The 21,833-nt window shown below is 63.0% G+C and carries 19 protein-coding genes; 13 read left to right on the top strand and 6 right to left on the bottom strand.

What is annotated here, in order from left to right; translation table 11 throughout:
• Positions 1 to 53 precede the first annotated feature (53 nt).
• Both ftsZ and lpxC read left to right on the top strand, forming a co-directional pair.
• The gene (gene ftsZ / locus AC2CQI_RS15400; RefSeq protein WP_075806450.1) at positions 54 to 1,250 is read left to right on the top strand and encodes a cell division protein FtsZ; all 1,197 of its coding nucleotides are present in this window, start codon (positions 54 to 56) and stop codon (positions 1,248 to 1,250) included.
• Positions 1,251 to 1,362: 112 nt separating this feature from the next.
• Positions 1,363 to 2,274: a UDP-3-O-acyl-N-acetylglucosamine deacetylase gene (gene lpxC / locus AC2CQI_RS15395; protein ID WP_075806451.1), complete on the top strand. Its 912-nt coding sequence runs from the start codon at positions 1,363 to 1,365 to the stop codon at positions 2,272 to 2,274.
• A 203-nt stretch (positions 2,275 to 2,477) separates the two neighbouring features.
• Here lpxC and AC2CQI_RS15390 read toward each other — a convergent pair whose 3' ends face one another.
• Positions 2,478 to 2,942: a DUF721 domain-containing protein gene (locus AC2CQI_RS15390; protein ID WP_075806452.1), complete on the bottom strand. Its 465-nt coding sequence runs from the start codon at positions 2,940 to 2,942 to the stop codon at positions 2,478 to 2,480.
• Between the two features lie 280 nt (positions 2,943 to 3,222).
• Between AC2CQI_RS15390 and secA the strand changes: the two genes are divergently transcribed.
• The 3 genes from secA (at position 3,223) to AC2CQI_RS15375 (ending at position 8,302) form a co-directional block, all read left to right on the top strand.
• Entirely contained in the window at positions 3,223 to 5,958 is a 2,736-nt protein-coding gene (gene secA, locus AC2CQI_RS15385) for a preprotein translocase subunit SecA (RefSeq protein WP_075806453.1), read from the top strand.
• 120 nt (positions 5,959 to 6,078) lie between these two features.
• Positions 6,079 to 7,296, top strand: a complete 1,218-nt coding sequence (gene argJ, locus AC2CQI_RS15380) for a bifunctional glutamate N-acetyltransferase/amino-acid acetyltransferase ArgJ (protein ID WP_484577216.1) — start codon at positions 6,079 to 6,081, stop codon at positions 7,294 to 7,296.
• 61 nt (positions 7,297 to 7,357) lie between these two features.
• Positions 7,358 to 8,302 carry a Nudix family hydrolase gene (locus tag AC2CQI_RS15375; protein ID WP_484577215.1) on the top strand — a complete coding sequence of 315 codons (945 nt, stop codon included), beginning with the start codon at positions 7,358 to 7,360 and terminating at the stop codon, positions 8,300 to 8,302.
• 181 nt (positions 8,303 to 8,483) lie between these two features.
• Here the strand turns inward: AC2CQI_RS15375 and AC2CQI_RS15370 are convergent, their stop codons facing one another.
• From AC2CQI_RS15370 to AC2CQI_RS15360, 3 genes are read right to left on the bottom strand one after another with little or no spacing between them, the layout of a single operon-like run.
• The gene (locus AC2CQI_RS15370) at positions 8,484 to 9,044 is read right to left on the bottom strand and encodes a cob(I)yrinic acid a,c-diamide adenosyltransferase (protein WP_484577214.1); all 561 of its coding nucleotides are present in this window, start codon (positions 9,042 to 9,044) and stop codon (positions 8,484 to 8,486) included.
• A gap of 3 nt (positions 9,045 to 9,047) precedes the next feature.
• The gene (locus AC2CQI_RS15365) at positions 9,048 to 11,078 is read right to left on the bottom strand and encodes a sensor histidine kinase (RefSeq protein WP_484577213.1); all 2,031 of its coding nucleotides are present in this window, start codon (positions 11,076 to 11,078) and stop codon (positions 9,048 to 9,050) included.
• Between the two features lie 46 nt (positions 11,079 to 11,124).
• On the bottom strand, positions 11,125 to 12,042 hold the full coding sequence (locus AC2CQI_RS15360) for a putative 2-dehydropantoate 2-reductase (RefSeq protein WP_075806458.1): 918 nt from the start codon (positions 12,040 to 12,042) through the stop codon (positions 11,125 to 11,127).
• A gap of 115 nt (positions 12,043 to 12,157) precedes the next feature.
• Between AC2CQI_RS15360 and AC2CQI_RS15355 the strand changes: the two genes are divergently transcribed.
• From AC2CQI_RS15355 to AC2CQI_RS15345, 3 genes are all read left to right on the top strand, one after another.
• Positions 12,158 to 12,643 (top strand): YajQ family cyclic di-GMP-binding protein, encoded by a 486-nt coding sequence (locus AC2CQI_RS15355; RefSeq protein ID WP_075806459.1) that lies wholly within the window; start codon positions 12,158 to 12,160, stop codon positions 12,641 to 12,643.
• Between the two features lie 108 nt (positions 12,644 to 12,751).
• On the top strand, positions 12,752 to 13,597 hold the full coding sequence (locus AC2CQI_RS15350) for a mechanosensitive ion channel family protein (RefSeq protein ID WP_484577212.1): 846 nt from the start codon (positions 12,752 to 12,754) through the stop codon (positions 13,595 to 13,597).
• A 183-nt stretch (positions 13,598 to 13,780) separates the two neighbouring features.
• Positions 13,781 to 15,004 carry an MFS transporter gene (locus tag AC2CQI_RS15345; RefSeq protein WP_484577211.1) on the top strand — a complete coding sequence of 408 codons (1,224 nt, stop codon included), beginning with the start codon at positions 13,781 to 13,783 and terminating at the stop codon, positions 15,002 to 15,004.
• Here AC2CQI_RS15345 and AC2CQI_RS15340 read toward each other — a convergent pair whose 3' ends face one another.
• A complete protein-coding gene (locus tag AC2CQI_RS15340) occupies positions 15,005 to 16,576 on the bottom strand; it encodes an AmpG family muropeptide MFS transporter (RefSeq protein ID WP_075806462.1) in 1,572 nt (523 codons plus the stop codon).
• Positions 16,577 to 16,619: 43 nt separating this feature from the next.
• Positions 16,620 to 16,973: an MGMT family protein gene (locus AC2CQI_RS15335; RefSeq protein WP_075806463.1), complete on the bottom strand. Its 354-nt coding sequence runs from the start codon at positions 16,971 to 16,973 to the stop codon at positions 16,620 to 16,622.
• A 144-nt stretch (positions 16,974 to 17,117) separates the two neighbouring features.
• Here AC2CQI_RS15335 and AC2CQI_RS15330 point away from each other — a divergent pair, with 144 nt between their 5' ends.
• The 5 genes from AC2CQI_RS15330 (at position 17,118) to groL (ending at position 21,735) form a co-directional block, all read left to right on the top strand.
• Positions 17,118 to 18,125: a DUF481 domain-containing protein gene (locus AC2CQI_RS15330; protein WP_075806464.1), complete on the top strand. Its 1,008-nt coding sequence runs from the start codon at positions 17,118 to 17,120 to the stop codon at positions 18,123 to 18,125.
• Between the two features lie 102 nt (positions 18,126 to 18,227).
• On the top strand, positions 18,228 to 18,959 hold the full coding sequence (locus AC2CQI_RS15325; RefSeq protein ID WP_484577210.1) for a HugZ family pyridoxamine 5'-phosphate oxidase: 732 nt from the start codon (positions 18,228 to 18,230) through the stop codon (positions 18,957 to 18,959).
• A 63-nt stretch (positions 18,960 to 19,022) separates the two neighbouring features.
• Positions 19,023 to 19,493, top strand: a complete 471-nt coding sequence (locus AC2CQI_RS15320) for an FxsA family protein (RefSeq protein ID WP_484577209.1) — start codon at positions 19,023 to 19,025, stop codon at positions 19,491 to 19,493.
• A gap of 257 nt (positions 19,494 to 19,750) precedes the next feature.
• A complete protein-coding gene (locus AC2CQI_RS15315; protein WP_075806467.1) occupies positions 19,751 to 20,044 on the top strand; it encodes a co-chaperone GroES in 294 nt (97 codons plus the stop codon).
• A 47-nt stretch (positions 20,045 to 20,091) separates the two neighbouring features.
• On the top strand, positions 20,092 to 21,735 hold the full coding sequence (gene groL, locus AC2CQI_RS15310; RefSeq protein ID WP_075806468.1) for a chaperonin GroEL: 1,644 nt from the start codon (positions 20,092 to 20,094) through the stop codon (positions 21,733 to 21,735).
• Positions 21,736 to 21,833 lie beyond the last annotated feature (98 nt).

The raw sequence follows: 21,833 nt of genomic DNA, 5'->3' as shown, positions 1-21,833 counted from the left end.
CAAGAGCAGTAGTGGCAGGCGCAAAAAACTAGAGAACTGAAAGGAGAGGGAAAATGTTCGAGCTCGTAGACAACGTCCCGCAAAGTCCGGTCATCAAAGTGATCGGCGTCGGTGGCGGCGGTGGCAACGCCGTCAACCACATGGTCAAGAGCAGCATCGAAGGCGTCGAATTCATCTGCGCCAACACGGATGCCCAGGCCCTGAAAAACATCGGTGCGCGCACCATTCTGCAACTGGGTACCGGCGTGACCAAGGGCCTGGGCGCGGGTGCCAACCCGGAAATCGGCCGCCAGGCCGCGCTGGAAGACCGCGAGCGTATCGCCGAGGTGCTGCAGGGCACCAACATGGTCTTCATCACCACCGGCATGGGTGGCGGTACCGGTACCGGTGCTGCGCCGATCATTGCCGAAGTGGCCAAGGAAATGGGCATCCTCACCGTTGCGGTGGTGACCCGTCCGTTCCCGTTCGAAGGTCGCAAGCGCATGCAGATCGCCGATGAAGGCATCCGCGCGCTGGCTGACAGCGTCGACTCGCTGATCACCATTCCGAACGAAAAGCTGCTGACCATCCTCGGTAAAGACGCCAGCCTGCTGTCGGCCTTCGCCAAGGCGGACGATGTACTGGCCGGTGCCGTTCGCGGTATCTCCGATATCATCAAGCGTCCGGGCATGATCAACGTCGACTTCGCCGACGTGCGTACCGTGATGAGCGAAATGGGTATGGCGATGATGGGTACCGGCTGCGCCAGCGGTCCGAACCGTGCTCGCGAAGCCACCGAGGCGGCGATCCGCAACCCGCTGCTGGAAGACGTCAACCTGCAGGGCGCCCGCGGCATCCTGGTCAACATCACCGCAGGTCCGGACCTGTCGCTGGGTGAATACTCCGACGTGGGTAGCATCATCGAAGCGTTCGCCTCCGACCACGCGATGGTCAAGGTCGGTACCGTGATCGATCCGGACATGCGCGACGAGCTGCACGTCACCGTGGTCGCCACCGGTCTGGGCGCGAAGATCGAGAAGCCTGTGAAGGTCATCGACAACACCCTGCAATCCGCGGCAGCCCAGGCGTCGACCCCGGCTCCAGCGCCTGTGCGCAACGAGCAGCCAGCGGTGAACTACCGTGACCTGGAGCGTCCGACCGTGATGCGCAACCAGACTCACGCGGGTGCAGCGGCAGCGGCCAAGCTCAACCCGCAGGACGATCTGGATTACCTGGACATCCCGGCCTTCCTGCGTCGCCAGGCCGATTGATGGAATTTATCAGGGGTATTAGGGTGATTGGTGTTCAGCAAAGGTTGGGTCTGTTATCATCCCCAGCCTTTGTTGATACCAGTTCGCAATCTGTGCTGAAGCGGCCAATGCCATGATTAAACAACGCACCCTGAAAAATATCATCCGTGCCACAGGTGTCGGCCTGCACTCCGGGGAAAAGGTTTACCTGACCCTGAAACCCGCGCCTGTGGATACCGGCATCGTATTTTGCCGAGCCGACCTCGACCCCGTGGTGCAAATTCCTGCCCGTGCGGAAAACGTCGGCGAGACCACCATGTCGACCACGCTGGTCAATGGCGATACCAAGGTAGACACGGTTGAGCACCTGCTCTCGGCCATGGCTGGCCTGGGCATCGATAACGCCTACGTCGAGCTCTCTGCCTCCGAAGTCCCGATCATGGACGGCAGCGCAGGCCCCTTCGTATTCCTGATTCAATCCGCCGGCCTGGAAGAACAGGACGCGCCGAAGAAATTCATCCGCATCCTGCGTGAAGTGACTGTTGAAGACGGCGACAAGCGCGCCACCTTCCTGCCTTTCGACGGGTTCAAGGTGAGTTTCGAGATCGATTTCGACCACCCGGTGTTCCGCAACCGGACCCAAAGTGCCAGCGTGGACTTTTCCAGCACCTCGTTCGTGAAGGAAGTCAGCCGCGCCCGTACCTTCGGGTTCATGAGCGACATCGAGTACTTGCGCAAGCACAACCTCGCCCTGGGCGGGAGCGTGGAAAACGCCATCGTGGTGGACAAGGACGGTGTCCTGAACGAAGACGGTCTTCGCTATGAAGACGAATTCGTCAAGCACAAGATCCTCGACGCCATCGGCGACCTGTACCTGCTGGGCAACAGCCTGATCGGCGAATTCCGTGGCTTCAAGTCCGGTCATGCGCTGAACAACCAGCTGCTGCGCAAGCTGATCGAAGAGACCGATGCGTGGGAAGTGGTGACGTTCGAAGACGCCAGCACTGCACCGATCTCCTACATGCGTCCGGTTGCCGCTGTATAAGCTCGAATACTCTCTCTAGTTTTGAAGGCCGCCCTCGGGCGGCCTTTTTTATGCCTGTCTGCTGGCTTGGGAAATGATGTTGTCAGGTCGGGCCCTATCGCTGGCAAGCCAGCTCCCACAGGGTTTATGCCAGCCACAAGATTTGTGCTCGACGCGGACACTGTGGGAGCTGGCTTGCCAGCGATGAGGCCACCAGCAACACCTCAGGCATTGTCTTTATTGCTCTTGCGATGACTCGCCAACCGCTCCAGCGCCGCCCGCAGGTTCGGATCGCTGATCCCCTCCGCGGTGGCCTGGATGGTCTCTGCCGACTTGTCGGAAATATCGATGACATGGCTCGGCGGGCGGACGGTAGTGGCGCTCGGCTGCACCTTGAACAGGATCCGGCTCAGGTTCACGAACACATCCAGCGCTTGCAACTGCCGCTGCAGGCGCTTCTGCTGATAGCGCAGGCGGGTCGCCCAGTGCCCGTCGGTGACGATCAGCGTCAGCGTGCCCTCGCGCCACGACGCCACATGGCAATGCTCCCGCGCCGCCGGCTGCAACTGGCTTTCCACCAGGCGCTGCAACTGCGCCAGGCGTTGCGCCTGGTTGAACAGTGCCTTCAGCGGACGGGCTTCGCGCAACAGCGTGCCGGGGGCGCGAGCAGGGGAGGGGCGGTAGGCCATGATGACACCTGGAAAGTCGATTGCGGTATCTTAACAGATCGCCCGGGAGGGGCTGGAACGCCACTATCCACGTGAATCTTGATCCACGCGGGTTGAAGTTGGGGAAAAAGCCCTTATTGTAAAAAAGCCCCGTCACAGCGCTGTGCCAGCATCGTGGAACTCCACCACTTTCCTCACCATCGTTTCCGGGTAGAATGCTCGTTCGCATGCGGCCAATAAGGGCTGCACGGGCGACTCACGGGGCCGCCCTCCATCCCTACGTGTGGAAGATCCTGCCGATATGTTTGCGCCTTTGTTAAAGAAACTTTTTGGAAGCAAGAACGAGCGTGAAGTGAAGCGCATGCTCAAGACGGTGCAGACCGTCAATGCCTTCGAAGAGCAGATGGTGGCCCTCTCCGATGAACAGCTGCGGGCCAAGACCCCCGAGTTCAAAGAGCGCCTGGCCAAAGGCGAGACCCTCGACCAGATCCTGCCCGAAGCCTTCGCCGTCGCGCGCGAGGCCGGCAAGCGGATCATGGGCATGCGCCACTTCGACGTGCAGCTGATCGGCGGCATGACCTTGCATGAAGGCATGATCGCGGAAATGCGCACCGGTGAGGGCAAGACCCTCGTGGCAACCCTCGGTGTGTACCTCAACGCACTGTCCGGCAAGGGCGTGCACGTGGTCACGGTCAACGACTACCTGGCCCGCCGCGACGCCAACTGGATGCGTCCGCTGTACGAGTTCCTCGGCCTGAGCGTCGGTGTCGTCACCCCGTTCCAGCCGCCTGAAGAGAAACGCGCCGCCTACGCCGCCGACATCACCTACGGCACCAACAACGAATTCGGCTTCGACTACCTGCGCGACAACATGGCGTTCAGCGTGGAAGAGAAATTCCAGCGCGAGCTGAATTTCGCCGTGATCGACGAAGTCGACTCCATCCTGATCGACGAAGCCCGTACCCCGCTGATCATTTCCGGCCAGGCCGAAGACAGCTCCAAGCTGTACATCGAGATCAACAAGCTGATCCCGCGCCTGACCCAGCACATCGAGGAAGTGGAAGGCCAGGTCACCCAGGAAGGCCACTACAAGATCGACGAGAAGAGCCGCCAGGTCGAGCTCAACGAAGCCGGTCACCAGTTCATCGAGGAGATGCTCACCCAGGTCGGCCTGCTGGCCGAGGGCGAGAGCCTCTACTCCGCACACAACCTGGGCCTGCTGACCCACGTCTACGCCGGCCTGCGCGCGCACAAGCTGTTCCATCGCAACGTCGAGTACATCGTCCAGGACGGCCAGGTCCTGCTGATCGACGAGCACACCGGCCGTACCATGCCGGGCCGCCGTCTGTCCGAAGGCCTGCACCAGGCCATCGAAGCGAAGGAAAACCTGAATATCCAGGCCGAAAGCCAGACCCTGGCCTCGACCACCTTCCAGAACTACTTCCGTCTCTACAACAAGCTGTCCGGCATGACCGGTACCGCTGACACCGAGGCCTTCGAGTTCGCCCAGATCTACGCCCTCAACGTCATGGTCATCCCGCCGAACAAACCGTTGGCCCGGAAGGACTTCAACGACCTGGTGTACCTGACCGCCGACGAGAAGTACGCCGCGATCATCGCCGACATCAAGGAAAGCATGGCCTCGGGCCGTCCTGTCCTGGTCGGTACCGCGACCATCGAAACCTCCGAGCACATGTCCAATCTGCTCAAGAAGGAAGGTATCGACCACAAGGTCCTTAACGCCAAGTACCACGAGAAGGAAGCCGAGATCATCGCCCAGGCCGGTCGCCCGGGTGCGCTGACCATCGCCACCAACATGGCCGGTCGCGGTACCGACATCCTGCTGGGCGGCAACTGGGAAGTCGAAGTGGCTTCCATGGAAAACCCGACCCCCGAGCAGATTGCCCAGATCAAGGCCGACTGGCAGAAGCGTCACCAGCAAGTGATCGAGTCCGGCGGCCTGCACGTGATCGCCTCCGAGCGTCATGAATCGCGCCGTATCGACAACCAGTTGCGTGGTCGTTCCGGTCGTCAGGGTGACCCGGGTTCCAGCCGCTTCTACCTGTCCCTGGAAGACAGCCTGATGCGCATCTTCGCCTCCGACCGGGTGAAGAACTTCATGAAGGCCCTGGGCATGCAGTCCGGCGAGGCCATCGAGCACCGCATGGTGACCAACGCCATCGAGAAGGCGCAGCGCAAGGTCGAAGGTCGCAACTTCGACATCCGTAAACAGCTCCTCGAATTCGACGACGTGGCCAACGAGCAGCGCAAGGTGATCTACCACATGCGCAACAGCCTGCTGGCCGCCGAGAACATCGGCGACACCATCACCGAGTTCCGCCAGGAGACCCTGGACGCCACCTTCGCCCAGCACATTCCGCCACAATCCCTGCCCGAGCAGTGGGACGTGTCCGGCCTGGAAGCTTCGCTGGCCAGCGACTTCGGCGTGAAACTGCCGATCCAGCAATGGCTCGACGAAGACGACAAGCTGTACGAAGAGACCCTGCGCGAGAAGGTCATGGCCGAACTGGTTGCGGCCTACAACGAGAAGGAAGACAGCGCCGGCGCCGAGGCCCTGCGTACCTTCGAGAAGCAGATCCTGCTGCGCGTCCTCGACGACCTGTGGAAAGACCACCTGTCGACCATGGATCACCTGCGTCACGGTATCCACCTGCGTGGCTACGCCCAGAAGAACCCGAAACAGGAGTACAAGCGCGAGTCGTTCACCCTGTTCCAGGAACTGCTGGAGTCGATCAAGCGCGACACCATCCGCGTGCTGTCCCACGTCCAGGTGCGCCGCGAGGATCCGGTCGAGGAAGAAGCCCGTCTGCGCCGCGAGGCCGAAGAGCTGGCCCAGCGCATGCAGTTCCAGCATGCCGCAGCCCCAGGCCTGGAAGCGGCCGAGCAGCTGGAAGAGGGCGCTGAAGTCGCCGTCGCCACCGCGCCGGTACGCAACGACCAGAAGCTGGGCCGCAACGAGCTGTGCTGGTGTGGCTCGGGCAAGAAGTTCAAGCACTGCCACGGGCAGATCAACTGATCGAGCCGTGACACGCTGAAACCTGAACACCGCGCCGCGACCGGTTCCTACCGTCGCGGCGTTGTTCCATCTCAAGCACCGTCGGATCGCCGGCGGTGAATTTTTTCTAGGAGCGCTTTCATGGCTGTTGGTCTTGGTCCTTTGCCAACGTTGCACCCGGTTCCCGGTTTCGAACTCGGTATCGCCTCTGCGGGCATCAAGCGCCCGGGGCGCAAGGATGTGGTGGTGATGCGCTGTGCCGAAGGCTCCAGCGTTGCCGGTGTGTTCACCCTGAACGCCTTCTGCGCCGCCCCGGTGATCATCGCCAAGCAGCGCGTGCAGGGCACCGTCCGCTACCTGCTGACCAACACCGGTAATGCCAACGCCGGTACCGGCGCCCCGGGCCTGGCTGCCGCCGAGCGCACCTGCGCCAAACTGGCCGAGCTGACCGGCGTCGACGCCAGCGCCGTGCTGCCGTTCTCCACCGGTGTGATCGGCGAGCCGCTGCCGGTCGAGAAGATCGAAGGCGCCCTGCAGGCCGCCCTGGACAACCTGTCCGAGAACCACTGGGCCGAAGCCGCCACCGGCATCATGACCACCGACACCCTGCCCAAGGGTGCCAGCCGTCAGTTCCAGCATGAAGGCGTGACCATCACCGTCACCGGCATCAGCAAGGGTGCGGGCATGATCCGTCCGAACATGGCCACCATGCTCGGCTACATCGCCACCGACGCCAAGGTCGCTCCGGCGGTGCTCAAGGACCTGATCCTGGACGGCGCCAACAAGTCGTTCAACCGCATCACTATCGACGGCGACACCTCGACCAACGACTGCTGCATGCTGATCGCCACCGGCAAGGCCGACGTGGCCGAGATCAGCGAAGCCAGCGGCCCGCTGTTCGACGCGCTGAAGAAGGCGGTGTTCGAAGTCTGCATGGAAGTGGCCCAGGCCATCGTCCGTGACGGCGAAGGCGCCACCAAGTTCGTCACCGTGCAGGTCAACGGCGGCGGCAGCCACCAGGAATGCCTGGATGTCGGTTACGCCGTGGCCCACTCGCCGCTGATCAAGACCGCGCTGTTCGCCTCCGACCCGAACTGGGGCCGCATCCTTGCTGCCGTGGGTCGTGCCGGCGTGCCGAACCTCGACGTCAGCCTGATCGACGTGTACCTGGACAGTGTCTGCATCGCCTCCAAGGGCGGCCGCAGCGCTACCTACACGGAAGAGCAGGGCTCCGCCGTCATGGCCCAGGAAGAAATCACCATCCGTATCGAGCTGGGCCGTGGTCAGTGCAACGAGACCATCTGGACCACCGACCTGTCCCACGAGTACGTGAAGATCAACGCGGAATACCGCACCTGAACGAACGCCGCCGCCTGGGCTGGCCGGGCGGCGGCATCCTCTCAATCAGCGGAGTTCAAAGTTGAAACGGATTCATGTCGCCGCCGCCGTCATTCGTGGCGCGGATGGCCGTATTCTCATCGCCCGGCGTGGCGAAACCCAGCATCAGGGCGGTCTCTGGGAGTTTCCCGGAGGAAAGGTCGAGGACGGTGAAGCCGTCGAGGTAGCCCTGGCCCGCGAACTGCGTGAAGAGCTGGGCATCGAGGTGACCGCAGCGCGGCCACTGATCAAGATCAAGCATGACTATCCGGACAAGCAGATCCTGCTCGATGTCTGGGACGTCGGCGCCTTTACCGGCGAACCCCATGGGGCCGAGGGCCAGCCACTGGCCTGGGTCTCGCCGCGGGAGCTGGGGCAATACGAGTTCCCCGAGGCCAACCGGCCGATCGTTGCGGCAGCGCGTCTGCCGGGCGAGTACCTGATTACCCCGGACGACCTGGAAACCCCGCAGATGCTGCGCGGGATTCAAAAGGCCATTGCTGGCGGGGTCAAGCTGGTGCAACTGCGTGCGCCGAACATGTACGACCCGAAATACCGTGATGTCGCGGTGGACGCGGTTGGCTTGTGTGCCGGCAAGGCGCAGTTGATGCTCAAGGGGCCGCTGGAATGGCTGGGGGACTTCCCGTCTGCCGGCTGGCACCTGACGGCCGAGCAGTTGCGCAAGTACGCGCCCAATGGCCGGCCGTTCCCCAAGGATCGCTGGCTGGCGGCGTCCTGCCACAGTCTTGAAGAGCTGGCGCTGGCCGAGCAGATGGGCGTGGACTTCGTCACCCTGTCGCCGGTGCAGGCAACCCTGACCCATCCTGAGGCTCAGCCGTTGGGCTGGGAAGCGGCACAGCAGATGATCGACGGATTCAACAGGCCGGTATTCCTGCTGGGTGGTGTGGGGCCGAACGAGCGTGAGCGGGCCTGGCAGATGGGGGCGCAGGGCGTGGCCGGGATCCGGGCGTTCTGGCCCGAAGCCTGACCCCGGTGGGAGCTGGCTTGAACAATGATGTTGTCAGGCCTGGCCAATCGCTGGCAAGCCAGCTCCCACAAGGTCCTGGGTCAGCCATGGTTTTTGTGTCCGGCAGATAACCCTGTGGGAGCTGGCTTGCCAGCGATGAGGCCGGCAAGGGCAAAAATGTTGTCAGGGTCTGGCTTCCTATTCAGGGTTTTGCGGCAGCCTGCCAGAGGATTTCGCCGATGCCCTGGCGGCGGGCGATCAAGCGCGCGGCGACGAACAGTAGATCCGACAGCCGGTTGATATACGCCAGCCCAACCCCCTCCAACGGCTCTACCGCATTCAACTGCTGACACCGCCGCTCCGCACTCCGTGCCAGGCTCCGGCACACATGGGCCTGCGCCACCAGCGCCGAGCCTCCCGGAAGGATGAAGTTCTCCAGTGGCCCCAGCTCCTCGTTCCATAGGTCTATCGCCGTCTCCAGCCGTTCTATCTCGGCCTTGTCCAGCGCCTGGTAACTGGGCATCGCCAGTTCGCCACCCAGGTCGAACAAGCGATGCTGACAAGGCGCCAATACGTCGGTCAGCTCGCCCAGCCCCTCCGCGGCCAACCCCGCCAGCAACAACCCTAACTGACTGTTCAGCGTATCCACCTCGCCAATCGCTTCGATCCGCGGATGGTCCTTGGGCACCCGACGCCCGTCGCCAAGGCCAGTTTCGCCCTTGTCGCCGGTGCGGGTGTAGATCTTCGACAGGCGGAAACCCATGGCTTATGACTCCAGTTTGCGAGTGGCGGGCAGCGGCGTGGCAACCAGGGGCAGGCGCAGGGTGAAGCAGGTGCCCTGGCCCGGACTCGATTGCACTTCCATCTGGCCCTTGTGGTTGTTGGTGATGATGAAGTACGAGACGGACAAGCCAAGGCCGGTGCCCTGGCCGATTTCCTTGGTGGTGAAGAACGGCTCGAAGGTGCGCTTGCGGATCGCCTCGGGCATGCCGATACCGTTGTCCTCGACCTGGATCTCCGCCCACGGCGGATTCAGTCTGGTACGCAAGGTAATACGCCCGGGCTCGCGGTCGTCCTCGCGCAGGTGGATGGCCTGGGCGGCGTTCTTCAGCAGGTTGAGCAGTACCTGCTCCAGCTCGTTGGCGGTGCCCGGCACCGGGCCGAGCGCCGGGTCGAACTGGCGAACGATGGCCTGGCCCTTGAAGTCGAAGCCGATGGCCAGGTCGAAGTCGTTGCCGGCGATCTCCACCGCCTGGTCGATCAGCGCCGGCAGGTCGCAGGGCGCCATCTGCCGGTTGCTGCGGCGGCTGAAGCTGAGCATGTGGGTGACGATCTTCGCCGCCCGCGCCCCGGCCTGCTGGATGCCGTCGAGCAGTTGCGGAACCTGGCGCTCTTCGAGGTAGTGATTGACCGTGCCCAGGTCGATGCCGGTCTCGCTGGCGGCCTCGAGGTTCTTCGGCAGGTCCGGCGACAGGCGCCGGCGAATGTTCTGCACGTTGTGCAGGATGGCGCCCAGCGGGTTGTTGATCTCGTGGGCCATGCCCGCCGCGAGGCCGCCCACCGAAAGCATCTTCTCCGATTGCACCATCATTTCCTCCAGCGACAGGCGCTGGGTGATGTCGTCGATACGGATCACCACGCCACGCCCGCCGCCGCCCATCAGCGGGTAGAAGGTCAGGGCGTAGTGGCGCACGTCATCCTCGCGGGTCCAGGTGACCCGCTCGATCTTCGCCACCCGGTGCTTCTCGACGCTTTCCTTGAGTTGCGGCAGGAACGGCTTGAGCGGCTCGAAGGCGAGGAAGATCGGCTGGTTCAGCGCTTCGTCCAGGGGCGTACCGGAGAGGCTGCTGGCCTCCTGGTTCCACTGGGTGACGTAGAGCTGTTCGTCGAGGGCGATCAGCGCCGAGGGCATGGAGTCGATGATGCTGTTGAGGTAGTTCTGGAAGCCGGTGAGCTTGCGCTCGATCTTGCCGCGCACCTGGACTTCCAGTTCCAGCTTGCGGTTGGTATGGCGGGTTTCCTCGGCCAGGCCCTGGGCCTGGTCGTAGGCCTGCTGGAATTCGTCACGAGCGCGCTTGAGCTGCTGCTCCCGGGCCTCGATGCGCGACAGCATGGTGTTGAACGCTTCCGCCAGGCTGCCGATCTCGTCGTGGTTGCCGGGGCGGGCCCGCAGGGCGTAGTTCTCCTCCCGGGTGACCTGGCGCGACAGTTGTTCCAACTGGTAGATCGGCTGGGTGATCAGGCGCTTGATCTGCCGGGCGATGATCATCCACAGCAGCACGCTGAACACCAGGATGCCGAGGCTGGCCGTCAGGGTGCCGGTGTAGAAGGCGGTGGGCAGTTCGCTGCTGGCCACCAGCAGCAGATGGCCGGGCGGGCTGCCGGTACGGGGCAGGCGCACCAGTTGGGTACTGCGGAATTCAGTGAGGCGCCAGCCTTCGATATTGCGGTAGCGCTTGGGCAGGGCGATCGGCTCGCCATGCTGCAGCTCCGCGAGCAGCTTGCCGTCGCTGCCGTACAGCGCGGCAGCGCGCAGGGGGGTGTAGGTGTCCAGCTCGTCGAGCAGGCGGTTGGCCGCTTCCGGCGAGTCGGTGGCCTGCTGCGCCAGTTGCGGGTTGGACACCAGGCGACCGATGGTCTGCAGGGCCTGGGGCGCCATGGCCTCCTGGGAAATCCAGTAGGCGGCACTGATAAAGGTCAGGTTGGCCACCAGCAGGATGGTGATGAGCAGCACCAGCAGGGCGGCCAGCAGTTTCTGGCCGACCGGCAGGTTTTCCAGGCGTTCGCGCAAGGGCATGGTGACGGCGTGGTCCTGTGGGTGAAGGGGCAGGGTAACGCTGCCCTCAGTCGCTGGGCAATCCGTGGCTGTCCAGGTGTTCGACCAGGCGCCGATAGAGCCGTTCCAGATGGGGCAGCGGCTGACCGTGGCGCATCGCGCTGCGGCAGACGTGGCCGAGCAGGTAGTGGATCTCGGTCCGGCGGCCGTTGCGTACGTCCTGGTACATCGAAGAGTAGTTCGCGGCGGTGGCCTCGATCACCCGTTGTACCTCGGTTTCCAGGTTTTCCGCCGCTTGTGGCTGGCCGCAGCGCTGCAGCAGCCCGGCCAGCTCGGCGCACAGGGTGGCGACTTCGCAATGATGTCCGGCGAGGCCGCCGTTGCGGCAATCGTAGAGCACGGTCAGCGGGTTGATCGCGCAGTTCAGGGCCAGCTTGCGCCACAGGCGGGTGAGGATGTCCGGTGTCCATTCATGGGGAATGCCGGCGTCGGTGAGGTCGTCGAGCCAGGTCGGTGCCAGCGGGTTGGCAGGATCGCCCAGCCAGTTGAAACCGTGGCCGGCGAAGTTCACCTGCCAGTCGCGCTCGCGGAAAGCGCCTTCGGTGCTGGAAGCGAATATGCAGCGGGCCTGCGGGACCCGGGCGGCGACTTCGTCCTGGCTGCCGAGGCCGTTCTGCAGGAGGATCAGCTCGGCGTCCGGTGCCAGGCGGTGGGCGATGCTGGCGATGGCCTTTTCTGCGTCATAGGCCTTGCAGGCCAGCAGCAGGCGCTGGATCGGCGTGTCTGCGTCGAGGGTTTCCGCGGGGATGGCAAAGGTCGCCGGCTGGCCTTGTTCGACCAGGTTCAGGCCGCCCGCCGCCTCATAGGACTGCAGGCGCTGCGCGCTGCGCAGGATCAGGCGAACCGGTTTGCCGGCGCGGGCCAGGCGACAGGCCCAGAGGCTGCCGAGGCTGCCGGCGCCGAGAATATGCCAGGTGCTGCTCATCAGCGTTTCCCAAGCGTTTATAATGAGCCGGCATTTTAACCGTCAAACCCGGTGCGCTCCATCGCACTCCCGTCAAGGAGTGCCAGCGCACCTTTTATTTTCTGGAGAAAAAGGTATGCCGTCGTTCGACGTGGTATCGGAACTGGACAAGCACGAAGTCACCAACGCCGTGGAAAACGCCATCAAGGAACTGGATCGCCGCTACGACCTGAAGGGCAAGGGCAGCTTCGAGTTCAAGGAAAAGGACCAGACCGTCCTGCTGACCGCCGAAGCCGAGTTTCAGCTGGAAGCCATGGTCGAGATCCTGCGTCTGGCCCTGGTCAAGCGCAAGATCGACGTCCAGTGCCTGGAGATCAAGGACGCCTACGCTTCCGGCAAGGAAATGAAGCAGGAAGCGGTGTTCAAGGAAGGTATCGATAAAGAGCTGGCGAAGAAGATCGTCGCTCATATCAAGGACGCCAAGCTCAAGGTCCAGGCCGCGATCCAGGGCGAGCAGATCCGTGTGACCGGCAAGAAGCGCGACGACCTGCAGGAATGCATCGCCGCCCTGCGTGGCCATGAGTTCGGCATGCCGCTGCAGTTCAACAATTTCCGCGATTGATCACGGCGTTTCAGGAACCTTGGCGCTTTGTCGGCGTCCCAGGTTCCTGGCGTCGCTGAATCGTTTGCGGCGCTTTAATTTCTGTTTTTTGCCGCATCAGGAGGGCATATGGATTTGAATGCAGAGGTCGATCAACTGGTCAGGACTTCGCAGACCTGGATTCCGTTGATCATGGAATACGGCAGCCGCCTGGCCCTGGCGCTGATCACCCTGGCGATCGGCTGGTGGCTGATCAACAAGGTCACCGCGAAACTGGGCAAGCTGCTGGCCCTGCGCAACGCCGACACCGCGCTGCAAGGCTTTATCAGCACCCTGGCCAATATCATCCTGAAGATCCTGCTGTTCGTCAGCGTGGCCTCGATGATCGGCGTGGAAACCACCTCGTTCGTTGCCGCCATCGGTGCCGCCGGCCTGGCCATCGGCCTGGCCCTGCAAGGCAGCCTGGCGAACTTCGCCGGTGGTGTGCTGATCCTGCTGTTCCGTCCGTTCCGCCTTGGCGACTGGATCGAGGCGCAGGGTGTCAGCGGCGCCGTGGACAGCATCCAGATCTTCCACACCGTGCTGCGCACCGGCGACAACAAGACGGTGATCGTGCCCAACGGCAACCTGTCCAACGGCATCATTACCAACTACAACCGCCAGCCGACCCGCAAGGTGGTGTTCGACGTCGGTGTCGACTACGAGGCCGACCTGCAGAAGGCCCGCAACGTCCTGCTCGAGCTGGCCAAGAACGACCCACGGGTGCACAAGGATCCGGCGCCGCAGGCGGTGGTTTCGACCCTGGGCGACAGTTCCATCACCGTTTCCCTGCGGATCTGGGTGAATACTGCGGATTACTGGGACGTGATGTTCATGCTCAACGAGCATGCGCGTGACCGGCTGAAGGACGAGGGGATCGATATTCCCTTTCCGCAGCGCGTGATTCGTGTAGTGCAGGAGACTGCTGCCCAGTAGTCAGCCCTGTGTCGTTGCTGATGGCCCTATCGCTGGCAAGCCAGCTCCCACAAAACCCTGTGGGAGCTGGCTTGCCAGCGATAGGGCCCTGAAGGCATTACACTTCTTCACTTCTCCCCGCTATCGGTCCGACAGGGTTTTCTGGCATACAGCCCGGTCTAGTCTTCAACTGCCGACCGACCCATGACCCCGCTCATCAAGATCACTCCCTTCAGAGCCTTCTGCTTCGCCCTGACCCTGGCCCTGTTCGAACTCCTCACCTACCTCGCCAGCGACGTGGTCATGCCGGCCATGCCGCAGGTGGTCAGCGACCTCGACGCCAGTCCCGAATTCATCCCCCACGCCCTGAACCTCTACCTGCTCGGCGGAGTACTCCTGCAATGGCTGATCGGCCCGCTGGCCGATCGCTATGGCCGGCGCCCGCTGCTGCTCGGCGGCTGCGCGTTCTTCTGCGTGGCCTGCCTGGTGACCTACTGGGTCGACGGCATCGAGATGTTCAACCTGCTGCGCCTGTTGCAGGGCATCGGCCTGGGCTTCGTGGTCACGGTCAGCTATCCGGCCCTGAACGAGGCCTTCAGCGAGGCGGATGCGGTGCGGATGATGGCGCTGCTGGCCAATATCGCCCTGTTGTCGCCGCTGCTCGGGCCGTTGGTGGGCACGCTGCTGCTGGAGTGGGTGTCCTGGCGCTGGCTGTTCGTGCTGTTCGGCATCACTGCCGTGCTGGCCTGGTTCGCCTTGTACCGCTTCATGCCGGAGACCCTGGGGGTCGAGCGCCGTGATGGTTCGCGCCTGGCGTTCCAGCCGATCCACCTGCTGCCGCTGCTGTCCGGCTACGCGCAGTTGCTCGGCAATCGCCGTTTCGTCGCCGGCAGCGCCGCGTTGGGCCTGATCGGCCTGCCGCTGATCGGCTGGATCGGCCTGTCGCCGGTACTGCTGATCCATGACGAGGGCCTGAGCAAGATGGAATACGCGCTGTGGCAGTTGCCGGTGTTCGGCGGGCTGATCCTCGGCAACCTGATCATCAACCGCATCGCCGATCGGTATCCGCTGACCGCACTGGTCCGCGGTGCCCTCTGGCCTTTTCTCGCCGGGTTGGCGCTGGCTTTGCTGGCAACCTGGATCTACCCGAGCGTGCCCAGCCTGGTGGTCGGTCTGTCGATCTATGCCCTGGGCCTGGGTATCGGCAACGCCGTGCTGTACCGCATGACCCTGTTCAGCAGCGAGCAGAGCAAGGGCCTGGTCTCGGCCATGCTGGGGATGATCACCATCGCCCTGCTGGGCCTGGGCGGTGTGGTGATGGCCATGTTCGGCGCCGGGGCCAGCCTGCTGGCGTTCGCCGTGGCTTCGGGCGTGGCCGGGGTGCTGGCGCTGTGGCCGTTGCGGGGGGTGTTGAAACAGCAGCCCTGATCAGGACTGCTGCTGTTCGCTGGCGGGGGCGGCGGCGGGTTGTTCCGCCTGCTGGTCCGGATCCTTGCCGCGACGGATTTCCTGATGCCAGTGCAGGGCGATCAGGATCAGGGTCGGCACGCCGAGCAGGGCGGTGATCAGGAAGAAGTCGTGGTAGCCGAACTTCTCCACCAGCACCCCGGAATAGCCGCCGATCAGGCGTGGCAGCAGGAGCATGATCGAGCTGAGCAGGGCGTACTGGGTAGCGGAGAACTTCAGGTTGGTCAGGCTCGACAGGTAGGCGACGAAGGCCGAGGTGGCCAGGCCCGAGCTGAAGTTGTCGAGGGAGATGGTCACCACCAGCATCTGGATGTTCGGGCCCATGTCGGCCAGCATCACGAACAGGATATTGGTCGCGGCCGAGGCCGCGCCGCCGATGAACAGGATCGGCAGGATGCCGAAGCGCACGATCAGCAAGCCGCCGATGCCGGCGCCGAGCAGGGTCATGATCAGGCCGAAGATCTTGCTGACGCTGGCGATCTGGTCCTTGGTGAAGCCCTGGTCGATGTAGAACACGTTGGCCATCACGCCCATCACCGTGTCGGACATCCGGTAGGTGGCGATCAGCCCGAGCAGCAGCAGGGCCTGCCAGCGGTAGCGGTGGATGAAGTCGTTGACCGGCGTCAGCACCGGCGCCAGGCCGCGCCGGCCCATGGCCGAGAGGCACAGGCAGGTCAGGGTGGTGTAGAGGATGGCGCGCAAGAAGGCGCGGTCTTCCAGGAGCAGGTCGAGCAGGCTGACGCCGTCGAACAGCACGCTGGCGAAATCGGTGTTGTACAACTGGGTGAACATCGCAGGGACCGAGACCAGCAGCACGATCAGTACGAACACCGAGATCAGCTGGTGACTGAAGCCGTAGCGCGCGGCCTGCAACTGGGTGCGCAGCGACACCGGGGGTTCACGCATCAGCAGGGTGGTGATCACTGCCGGAAGCATCATCAGGCCGAACAGCACGTAGGTGCCGGTCCAGGCCTTGTGCATGTAGTTGAAACCGGTGGAGCCGAACCACTCGGCGAAGAACAGCGCGCCAGCGGTGGCGAGCAGGGCGGCGACCCGGTAGCCGGCCATGTAGCTGGCGGCGAGGGCGGCCTGGCGCTGGTCGTCGGCGATTTCCAGGCGGTAGGCGTCGACGGCGATGTCCTGGGTGGCGGAAGCGAAGGCGACGAGAACGGCCAGGGCGATCAGCCAGGACAAGTGCTTCTGCGGATCGCAGAAGCCCATTCCGACCAGGCCGATAAGCACCAGGATCTGCGACAGCACCAGCCACGAGCGGCGCCGGCCGAGCTTGCCGAGCAAGGGCAGGCGCCATTGATCGAGCAGTGGCGACCAGACCCATTTGAAGGCGTAGGCCAGGCCGATCAGGCTTGCATAGCCGATGGTCTCGCGTGCCACTCCGGCCTCGCGCAACCAGACCGAGAGGGTCGAGAACACCAACATGTAAGGCAGGCCGGCGGCGAAACCGAGCAGCAGGAGCACCACAGTCGACGGGCTGGCATAGGCAGCGAGCGCAGCGCGCCAGGTTTTACGGGGCATGGGCCAACATCTGCCTCAAGAATACGAACACAAAGCGCGCACTCTAACTGGTGTGATCCATCGGACGCCAGCCATGGCGCGACATATCGACGCGATTATTGCGCAGGCTGACCCCTTCGGCGCGCAAGCGCGCCCGTTGCTCATCGCCCGAAGGCGTTCCTTGCTCAAGGCTGAGACGACCGCCGGCACCCAGCACCCGGTGCCAGGGCAGGCGCGTGTCGGCCGGCAACTGGCTGAGGGTACGCCCGACCCAGCGGGCAGCGCGGCCCAGGCCGGCCATTTCGGCCAGTTCGCCATAACTGACCACCTTGCCCGGCGGGATCTGGTTCATGACCAGGTACAGCGCCGTTCGTCGGCCTTCGGCGCTTTCCTGGGTCATGTCGGAGGCGGCATTCATTCGGGTGTTTCCCCCTTCGCGGTGCACACGGAGAAAGGGTTGCTAATTGAACTCATTGGCATTGGGTGGGTCTTTCCTTGCTCTGGGCCTGGGCATCCGGATAATGCCCGACTTTTTCTCGCGAACCTGAACTCAGTGCTGCCTATGTATTCTAGAACCCTGTTGTGCCTTGCAATGGTCGGCGCGTGCGCGCCGGCTCTCGCCGATACCGTGTGGATGAAGAACGGTGACCGCCTGAGCGGCAAGATCAAGGTGTTCGATGGCGGCAAGCTGCTGCTGGAAACCCCTTACGGCGGCTCCATTCCGCTGGACTGGAAGCAGGTCAAGACCCTGGAGAGCGACCAGGAACTGCTGGTCAAGCAGGACGAGTACAACGGTGAGCGCGCCAAGTCGCTGCAGGCCGCCGAACCGGGCAAAGTGATCCTGGCCAACGGCGAGGCGCCGAAGACCGTCGAGCTGGCGAGCATCCAGCAGATCATGAAGCCCAAGCCGGTGGTCGAGGACCTGGTCTGGAAGGGCAACGTCGACCTGGCCCTGGACTACAAGCGCGCCGAGACCAACACCGACGACTACGACGTCGACTTCAAGACCACCGCCCGTCACGGTCGCTGGCGGCACAACGCTGAAGGCGAATACAACCGCGACAGCAAGGACGATGTCACCACCACCAACAACTGGAGCGCCGAGTACGCCCTGGACCGCTTCATCACCGACAAGTGGTTCTGGCAGGGCCGCCTGGAATACAAGCGCGACCATATCGAGGACCTGGCTCGCCAGCGTACCGTCGGTACCGGCCCGGGCTACCAGTTCTGGGATGACGAACTGGGCGCCTTCTCCCTCGGTTCGCTGCTCAACCGCACCGACTACGAGTACGCCGATGGCGGCAAGGACAACTTCTATTCCGTCGGCATGAAGTGGAACTACAACCGCTACCTGATCGGCAAGACGGTCGAGGTCTTCACCAACGGCGAGGTCGGCAAGCCGCTGGGCAATGTCGCCGACTACAGCCTGGATGCCGAGCTGGGTCTGCGCTACAAGGTCACCGAGTGGGCCTCGCTGAACCTCAAGGCGGAAAAGGACATCATCAGCGGCACCCGCGACAGCGATCTGGACAAGACCCGCTACACCGCCGGATTCGGCGTGACCTGGTAACACGGCTCCGGGAAGCGGGCCCCTTGGCATCGGCAACGATAATGATTAGCTTGTCGCTATCGCCGCCCGTGCCGGGTGGTCCGTTTTTCCAGGAGTGCAGACGTGAGTGCCAACGTAGCCAGGCCCGCCCGAGAATTGCTGTTGAAAGAGTACCGCGGGGTGCTCTCGACCCATTCCAAATCCATGCCCGGCTTCCCGTTCGGCTCCGTGGTGCCGTACTGCCTGGACGCTGATGGCAACCCGCTGATCCTGATCAGTCGTATCGCCCAGCACACCCACAACCTGCAGAAGGACCCGAAGTGTTCGCTGCTGGTAGGCGAGCGTGGTGCCGAGGATGTCCAGGCGGTCGGTCGCCTGACCGTGCTGGCCGAAGCGCGCAAGCTGGAGCAGGCCGAGGCCATCGAGGCCGCTGCCGAGCGCTACTACCGCTACTTCCCTGAAGCGCGCAATTACCACAGCGCCCACGATTTCGACTTCTGGGTCCTGGAGCCGGTGCGCCACCGCTACATTGGCGGTTTCGGCGCCATCCACTGGATCGATCAGCTGACCCTGGCCAATCCGTTCGCCGGCAAGGCCGAGCTGAGCATGGTCGAACACATGAACAGCGACCACGCCAACGCCATCGCCCACTACGTCGCACTCAGCGGTTTGCCTGACGCGGTACCGGCGCAACTGGCCGGGATCGACAGCGAAGGCATGCACCTGCGCATCGGTCTGGCACTGTATTGGCTGGCGTTTCCGGAGCTTTGCAACACGCCGACACAAGTGCGTGAAGCCTTGGTTTTGCTGGCCCGCGCTGATAAATGGCCACAGGTGCAAACAGCTGAGGCTTGAAATTACGAGCTAAAGTTACCATTTGGGGTCTATTGGAAGATGTCTTCCGCTGAGGAAACCTCGATGCGTGCTTTTCTACTGTTGTTTCTCGCTTTCCCGATCCTGGAGCTGTACGTCTTTTTCAAGGTGAGCAGCTCCATCGGCTTCTTCCCGGCGCTGCTGCTGATCTTCGCCGGCTCCGCCCTGGGTATCCTGGTGGTGCGGGTCGCCGGTCTGGCCACGGCGCTGCGTACCCGTGACAGCCTGCAGCGCGGCGAAATGCCCGCCGAGGACATGTTCCACGGCCTGATGCTGGCGCTGGGTGGCGGCCTGCTGCTGATCCCGGGCTTTATCAGCGATGTGTTCGGCCTGCTCCTGCTGCTGCCGTTCGTCCGTCGCCTGCTCGGGCGCAAGCTGCGCGAGCGCGCCGAGGCCCAGGCCATGCGCCAGCGGGCGTTTGCCGATGAGTACATGAACAGCCAGCCGGGTGCCCAAGGGCGCAATCCACGGCAGCCGAATGTGATCGAAGGTGAGTACGAGCACCGCGATTCCTGATCCGGATCCGCTCCTGAAAAACGGCCCTTGCGAGGGCCGTTTTTCATTCCAGCCCTTTCATTGCAAAAAAATTCATTTGCGAGCCTTGTAATCCCCTTGGCCGCCCCTATGTATGGGTCACCGCAAGGTTTCTGGGCATCCGCACCAGACATGAACAGATGTGGCCCGCCTGGCGAGCCACGACCGGCAACGCCGGAAGCATCCACCCGCCGGTAACGAAACCGGCCGATGAAAACCACAATCAGGAGAGATCGACAATGAAGCTTCGTCCTCTGCATGACCGCGTCGTTATCCGCCGCAGCGAAGAAGAATCGAAAACCGCTGGCGGTATCGTTCTGCCAGGCTCGGCTGCTGAAAAGCCAAACCGTGGCGAAGTCGTCGCCGTTGGCACCGGTCGCATCCTGGACAACGGTGAAGTGCGTGCGCTGGCCGTGAAAGTGGGTGACAAAGTGGTTTTCGGCCCTTACTCGGGCAGCAACACTGTGAAAGTTGACGGCGAAGACCTGCTGGTAATGAGCGAGAACGAAATCCTCGCCGTTGTCGAAGCTTGATTCCGCTGGTTTCCCGTTACTCCAAAGTATTCAAGGATTAAACGATCATGGCTGCTAAAGACGTAAAATTCGGCGATTCCGCCCGCAAGAAAATGCTCGTTGGTGTCAACGTACTGGCTGACGCGGTAAAAGCGACCCTGGGCCCGAAAGGCCGCAACGTGGTCCTGGCCAAGAGCTTCGGCGCTCCGACCATCACCAAGGACGGCGTTTCCGTCGCCAAAGAGATCGAACTCAAAGACGCCTTCGAGAACATGGGCGCCCAGCTGCTGAAAGACGTTGCCTCCAAGGCCAACGACGAAGCCGGTGACGGCACCACCACCGCTACCGTCCTGGCCCAGGCCATCGTCAGCGAAGGTCTGAAATCGGTTGCCGCCGGCATGAACCCGATGGACCTGAAGCGCGGCATCGACAAGGCGACCATCGCCATCGTCAAGGAACTGAAAGCCCTGTCCAAGCCATGCGCCGACTCCAAGGCAATCGCTCAGGTAGGCACCATCTCCGCCAACTCCGACAACTCCATCGGCGACATCATTGCCGAAGCCATGGAAAAAGTCGGTAAAGAAGGCGTGATCACCGTCGAAGAAGGCTCGGGCCTGGAAAACGAACTGTCCGTCGTAGAAGGCATGCAGTTCGACCGCGGTTACCTGTCCCCTTACTTCGTCAACAAGCCGGACACCATGGTTGCCGAGCTGGAAGGCCCGCTGCTGCTGCTGGTCGACAAGAAGATCTCCAACATCCGCGAACTGCTGCCAGTCCTGGAAGCCGTTGCCAAGTCCGGCCGTCCGCTGCTGATCGTGGCTGAAGACGTTGAAGGTGAAGCGCTGGCGACTCTGGTCGTCAACAACATGCGCGGCATCGTCAAGGTTGCTGCGGTCAAGGCACCTGGCTTCGGCGACCGCCGCAAGGCCATGCTGCAGGACATCGCCGTCCTGACCGGCGGTACCGTGATCTCCGAAGAAATCGGCCTGAGCCTGGAAGCCGCTACCCTGGAGCACCTGGGCAACGCCAAGCGCGTGACCCTGTCCAAGGAAAACACCACCATCATCGACGGTGCTGGCGCCGAGTCCGACATCGAAGCACGCGTCAAGCAGATCCGTGCCCAGATCGAAGAAACTTCCTCCGACTACGACCGTGAAAAACTGCAAGAGCGTCTGGCCAAGCTGGCTGGCGGTGTTGCCGTGATCAAGGTCGGTGCCGGCACCGAAGTTGAAATGAAAGAGAAGAAAGCCCGCGTTGAAGACGCCCTGCACGCTACCCGTGCAGCCGTCGAAGAAGGCGTGGTGCCTGGCGGTGGTGTTGCCCTGGTTCGTTCGCTGCAAGCGATCGCCGACCTGAAAGGCGACAACGAAGACCAGAACGTCGGTATTGCCCTGCTGCGTCGCGCTGTCGAAGCGCCACTGCGCCAGATCGTTGCCAACGCCGGCGACGAGCCAAGCGTAGTGGTCGACAAGGTCAAGAACGGTTCCGGCAACTACGGTTACAACGCTGCTACCGGCGAGTACGGCGACATGATCGAAATGGGCATCCTGGACCCTGCCAAGGTGACTCGTTCGGCTCTGCAAGCTGCTGCTTCGATCGGTGGTCTGATGATCACTACCGAAGCCATGGTTGCCGACCTGCCGGAAGACAAGCCAGCTGGCGGCGGCATGCCAGACATGGGCGGCATGGGTGGCATGGGCGGCATGATGTAATCCAGCCTTACCCTGCTGCATAAAAGAGCCCCGCTAGATGCGGGGCTTTTTTATGCCTGTCGGAAAGCAAAGTGGTCCCCTGTGGGGCTTGGCTTCAG

This window comes from Pseudomonas sp. P2S-1 (assembly GCF_057197725.1).
Note: the sequence above shows the minus strand (reverse complement) of the source record. Positions and strands in the feature narration are given on the sequence as shown.

What these genes read in the sequence shown, in the direction of transcription:
- ftsZ (WP_075806450.1), top strand. Translation starts at nt 54, where the DNA reads ATGTTCGAGCTCGTAGACAACGTCCCGCAAAGTCCGGTCATCAAAGTG.
- lpxC (WP_075806451.1), top strand. Translation starts at nt 1,363, where the DNA reads ATGATTAAACAACGCACCCTGAAAAATATCATCCGTGCCACAGGTGTC.
- AC2CQI_RS15390 (WP_075806452.1), bottom strand. Translation starts at nt 2,942, where the DNA reads ATGGCCTACCGCCCCTCCCCTGCTCGCGCCCCCGGCACGCTGTTGCGC.
- secA (WP_075806453.1), top strand. Translation starts at nt 3,223, where the DNA reads ATGTTTGCGCCTTTGTTAAAGAAACTTTTTGGAAGCAAGAACGAGCGT.
- argJ (WP_484577216.1), top strand. Translation starts at nt 6,079, where the DNA reads ATGGCTGTTGGTCTTGGTCCTTTGCCAACGTTGCACCCGGTTCCCGGT.
- AC2CQI_RS15370 (WP_484577214.1), bottom strand. Translation starts at nt 9,044, where the DNA reads ATGGGTTTCCGCCTGTCGAAGATCTACACCCGCACCGGCGACAAGGGC.
- AC2CQI_RS15365 (WP_484577213.1), bottom strand. Translation starts at nt 11,078, where the DNA reads ATGCCCTTGCGCGAACGCCTGGAAAACCTGCCGGTCGGCCAGAAACTG.
- AC2CQI_RS15360 (WP_075806458.1), bottom strand. Translation starts at nt 12,042, where the DNA reads ATGAGCAGCACCTGGCATATTCTCGGCGCCGGCAGCCTCGGCAGCCTC.
- AC2CQI_RS15355 (WP_075806459.1), top strand. Translation starts at nt 12,158, where the DNA reads ATGCCGTCGTTCGACGTGGTATCGGAACTGGACAAGCACGAAGTCACC.
- AC2CQI_RS15350 (WP_484577212.1), top strand. Translation starts at nt 12,752, where the DNA reads ATGGATTTGAATGCAGAGGTCGATCAACTGGTCAGGACTTCGCAGACC.
- AC2CQI_RS15345 (WP_484577211.1), top strand. Translation starts at nt 13,781, where the DNA reads ATGACCCCGCTCATCAAGATCACTCCCTTCAGAGCCTTCTGCTTCGCC.
- AC2CQI_RS15340 (WP_075806462.1), bottom strand. Translation starts at nt 16,576, where the DNA reads ATGCCCCGTAAAACCTGGCGCGCTGCGCTCGCTGCCTATGCCAGCCCG.
- AC2CQI_RS15335 (WP_075806463.1), bottom strand. Translation starts at nt 16,973, where the DNA reads ATGAATGCCGCCTCCGACATGACCCAGGAAAGCGCCGAAGGCCGACGA.
- AC2CQI_RS15330 (WP_075806464.1), top strand. Translation starts at nt 17,118, where the DNA reads ATGTATTCTAGAACCCTGTTGTGCCTTGCAATGGTCGGCGCGTGCGCG.
- AC2CQI_RS15320 (WP_484577209.1), top strand. Translation starts at nt 19,023, where the DNA reads ATGCGTGCTTTTCTACTGTTGTTTCTCGCTTTCCCGATCCTGGAGCTG.
- AC2CQI_RS15315 (WP_075806467.1), top strand. Translation starts at nt 19,751, where the DNA reads ATGAAGCTTCGTCCTCTGCATGACCGCGTCGTTATCCGCCGCAGCGAA.
- groL (WP_075806468.1), top strand. Translation starts at nt 20,092, where the DNA reads ATGGCTGCTAAAGACGTAAAATTCGGCGATTCCGCCCGCAAGAAAATG.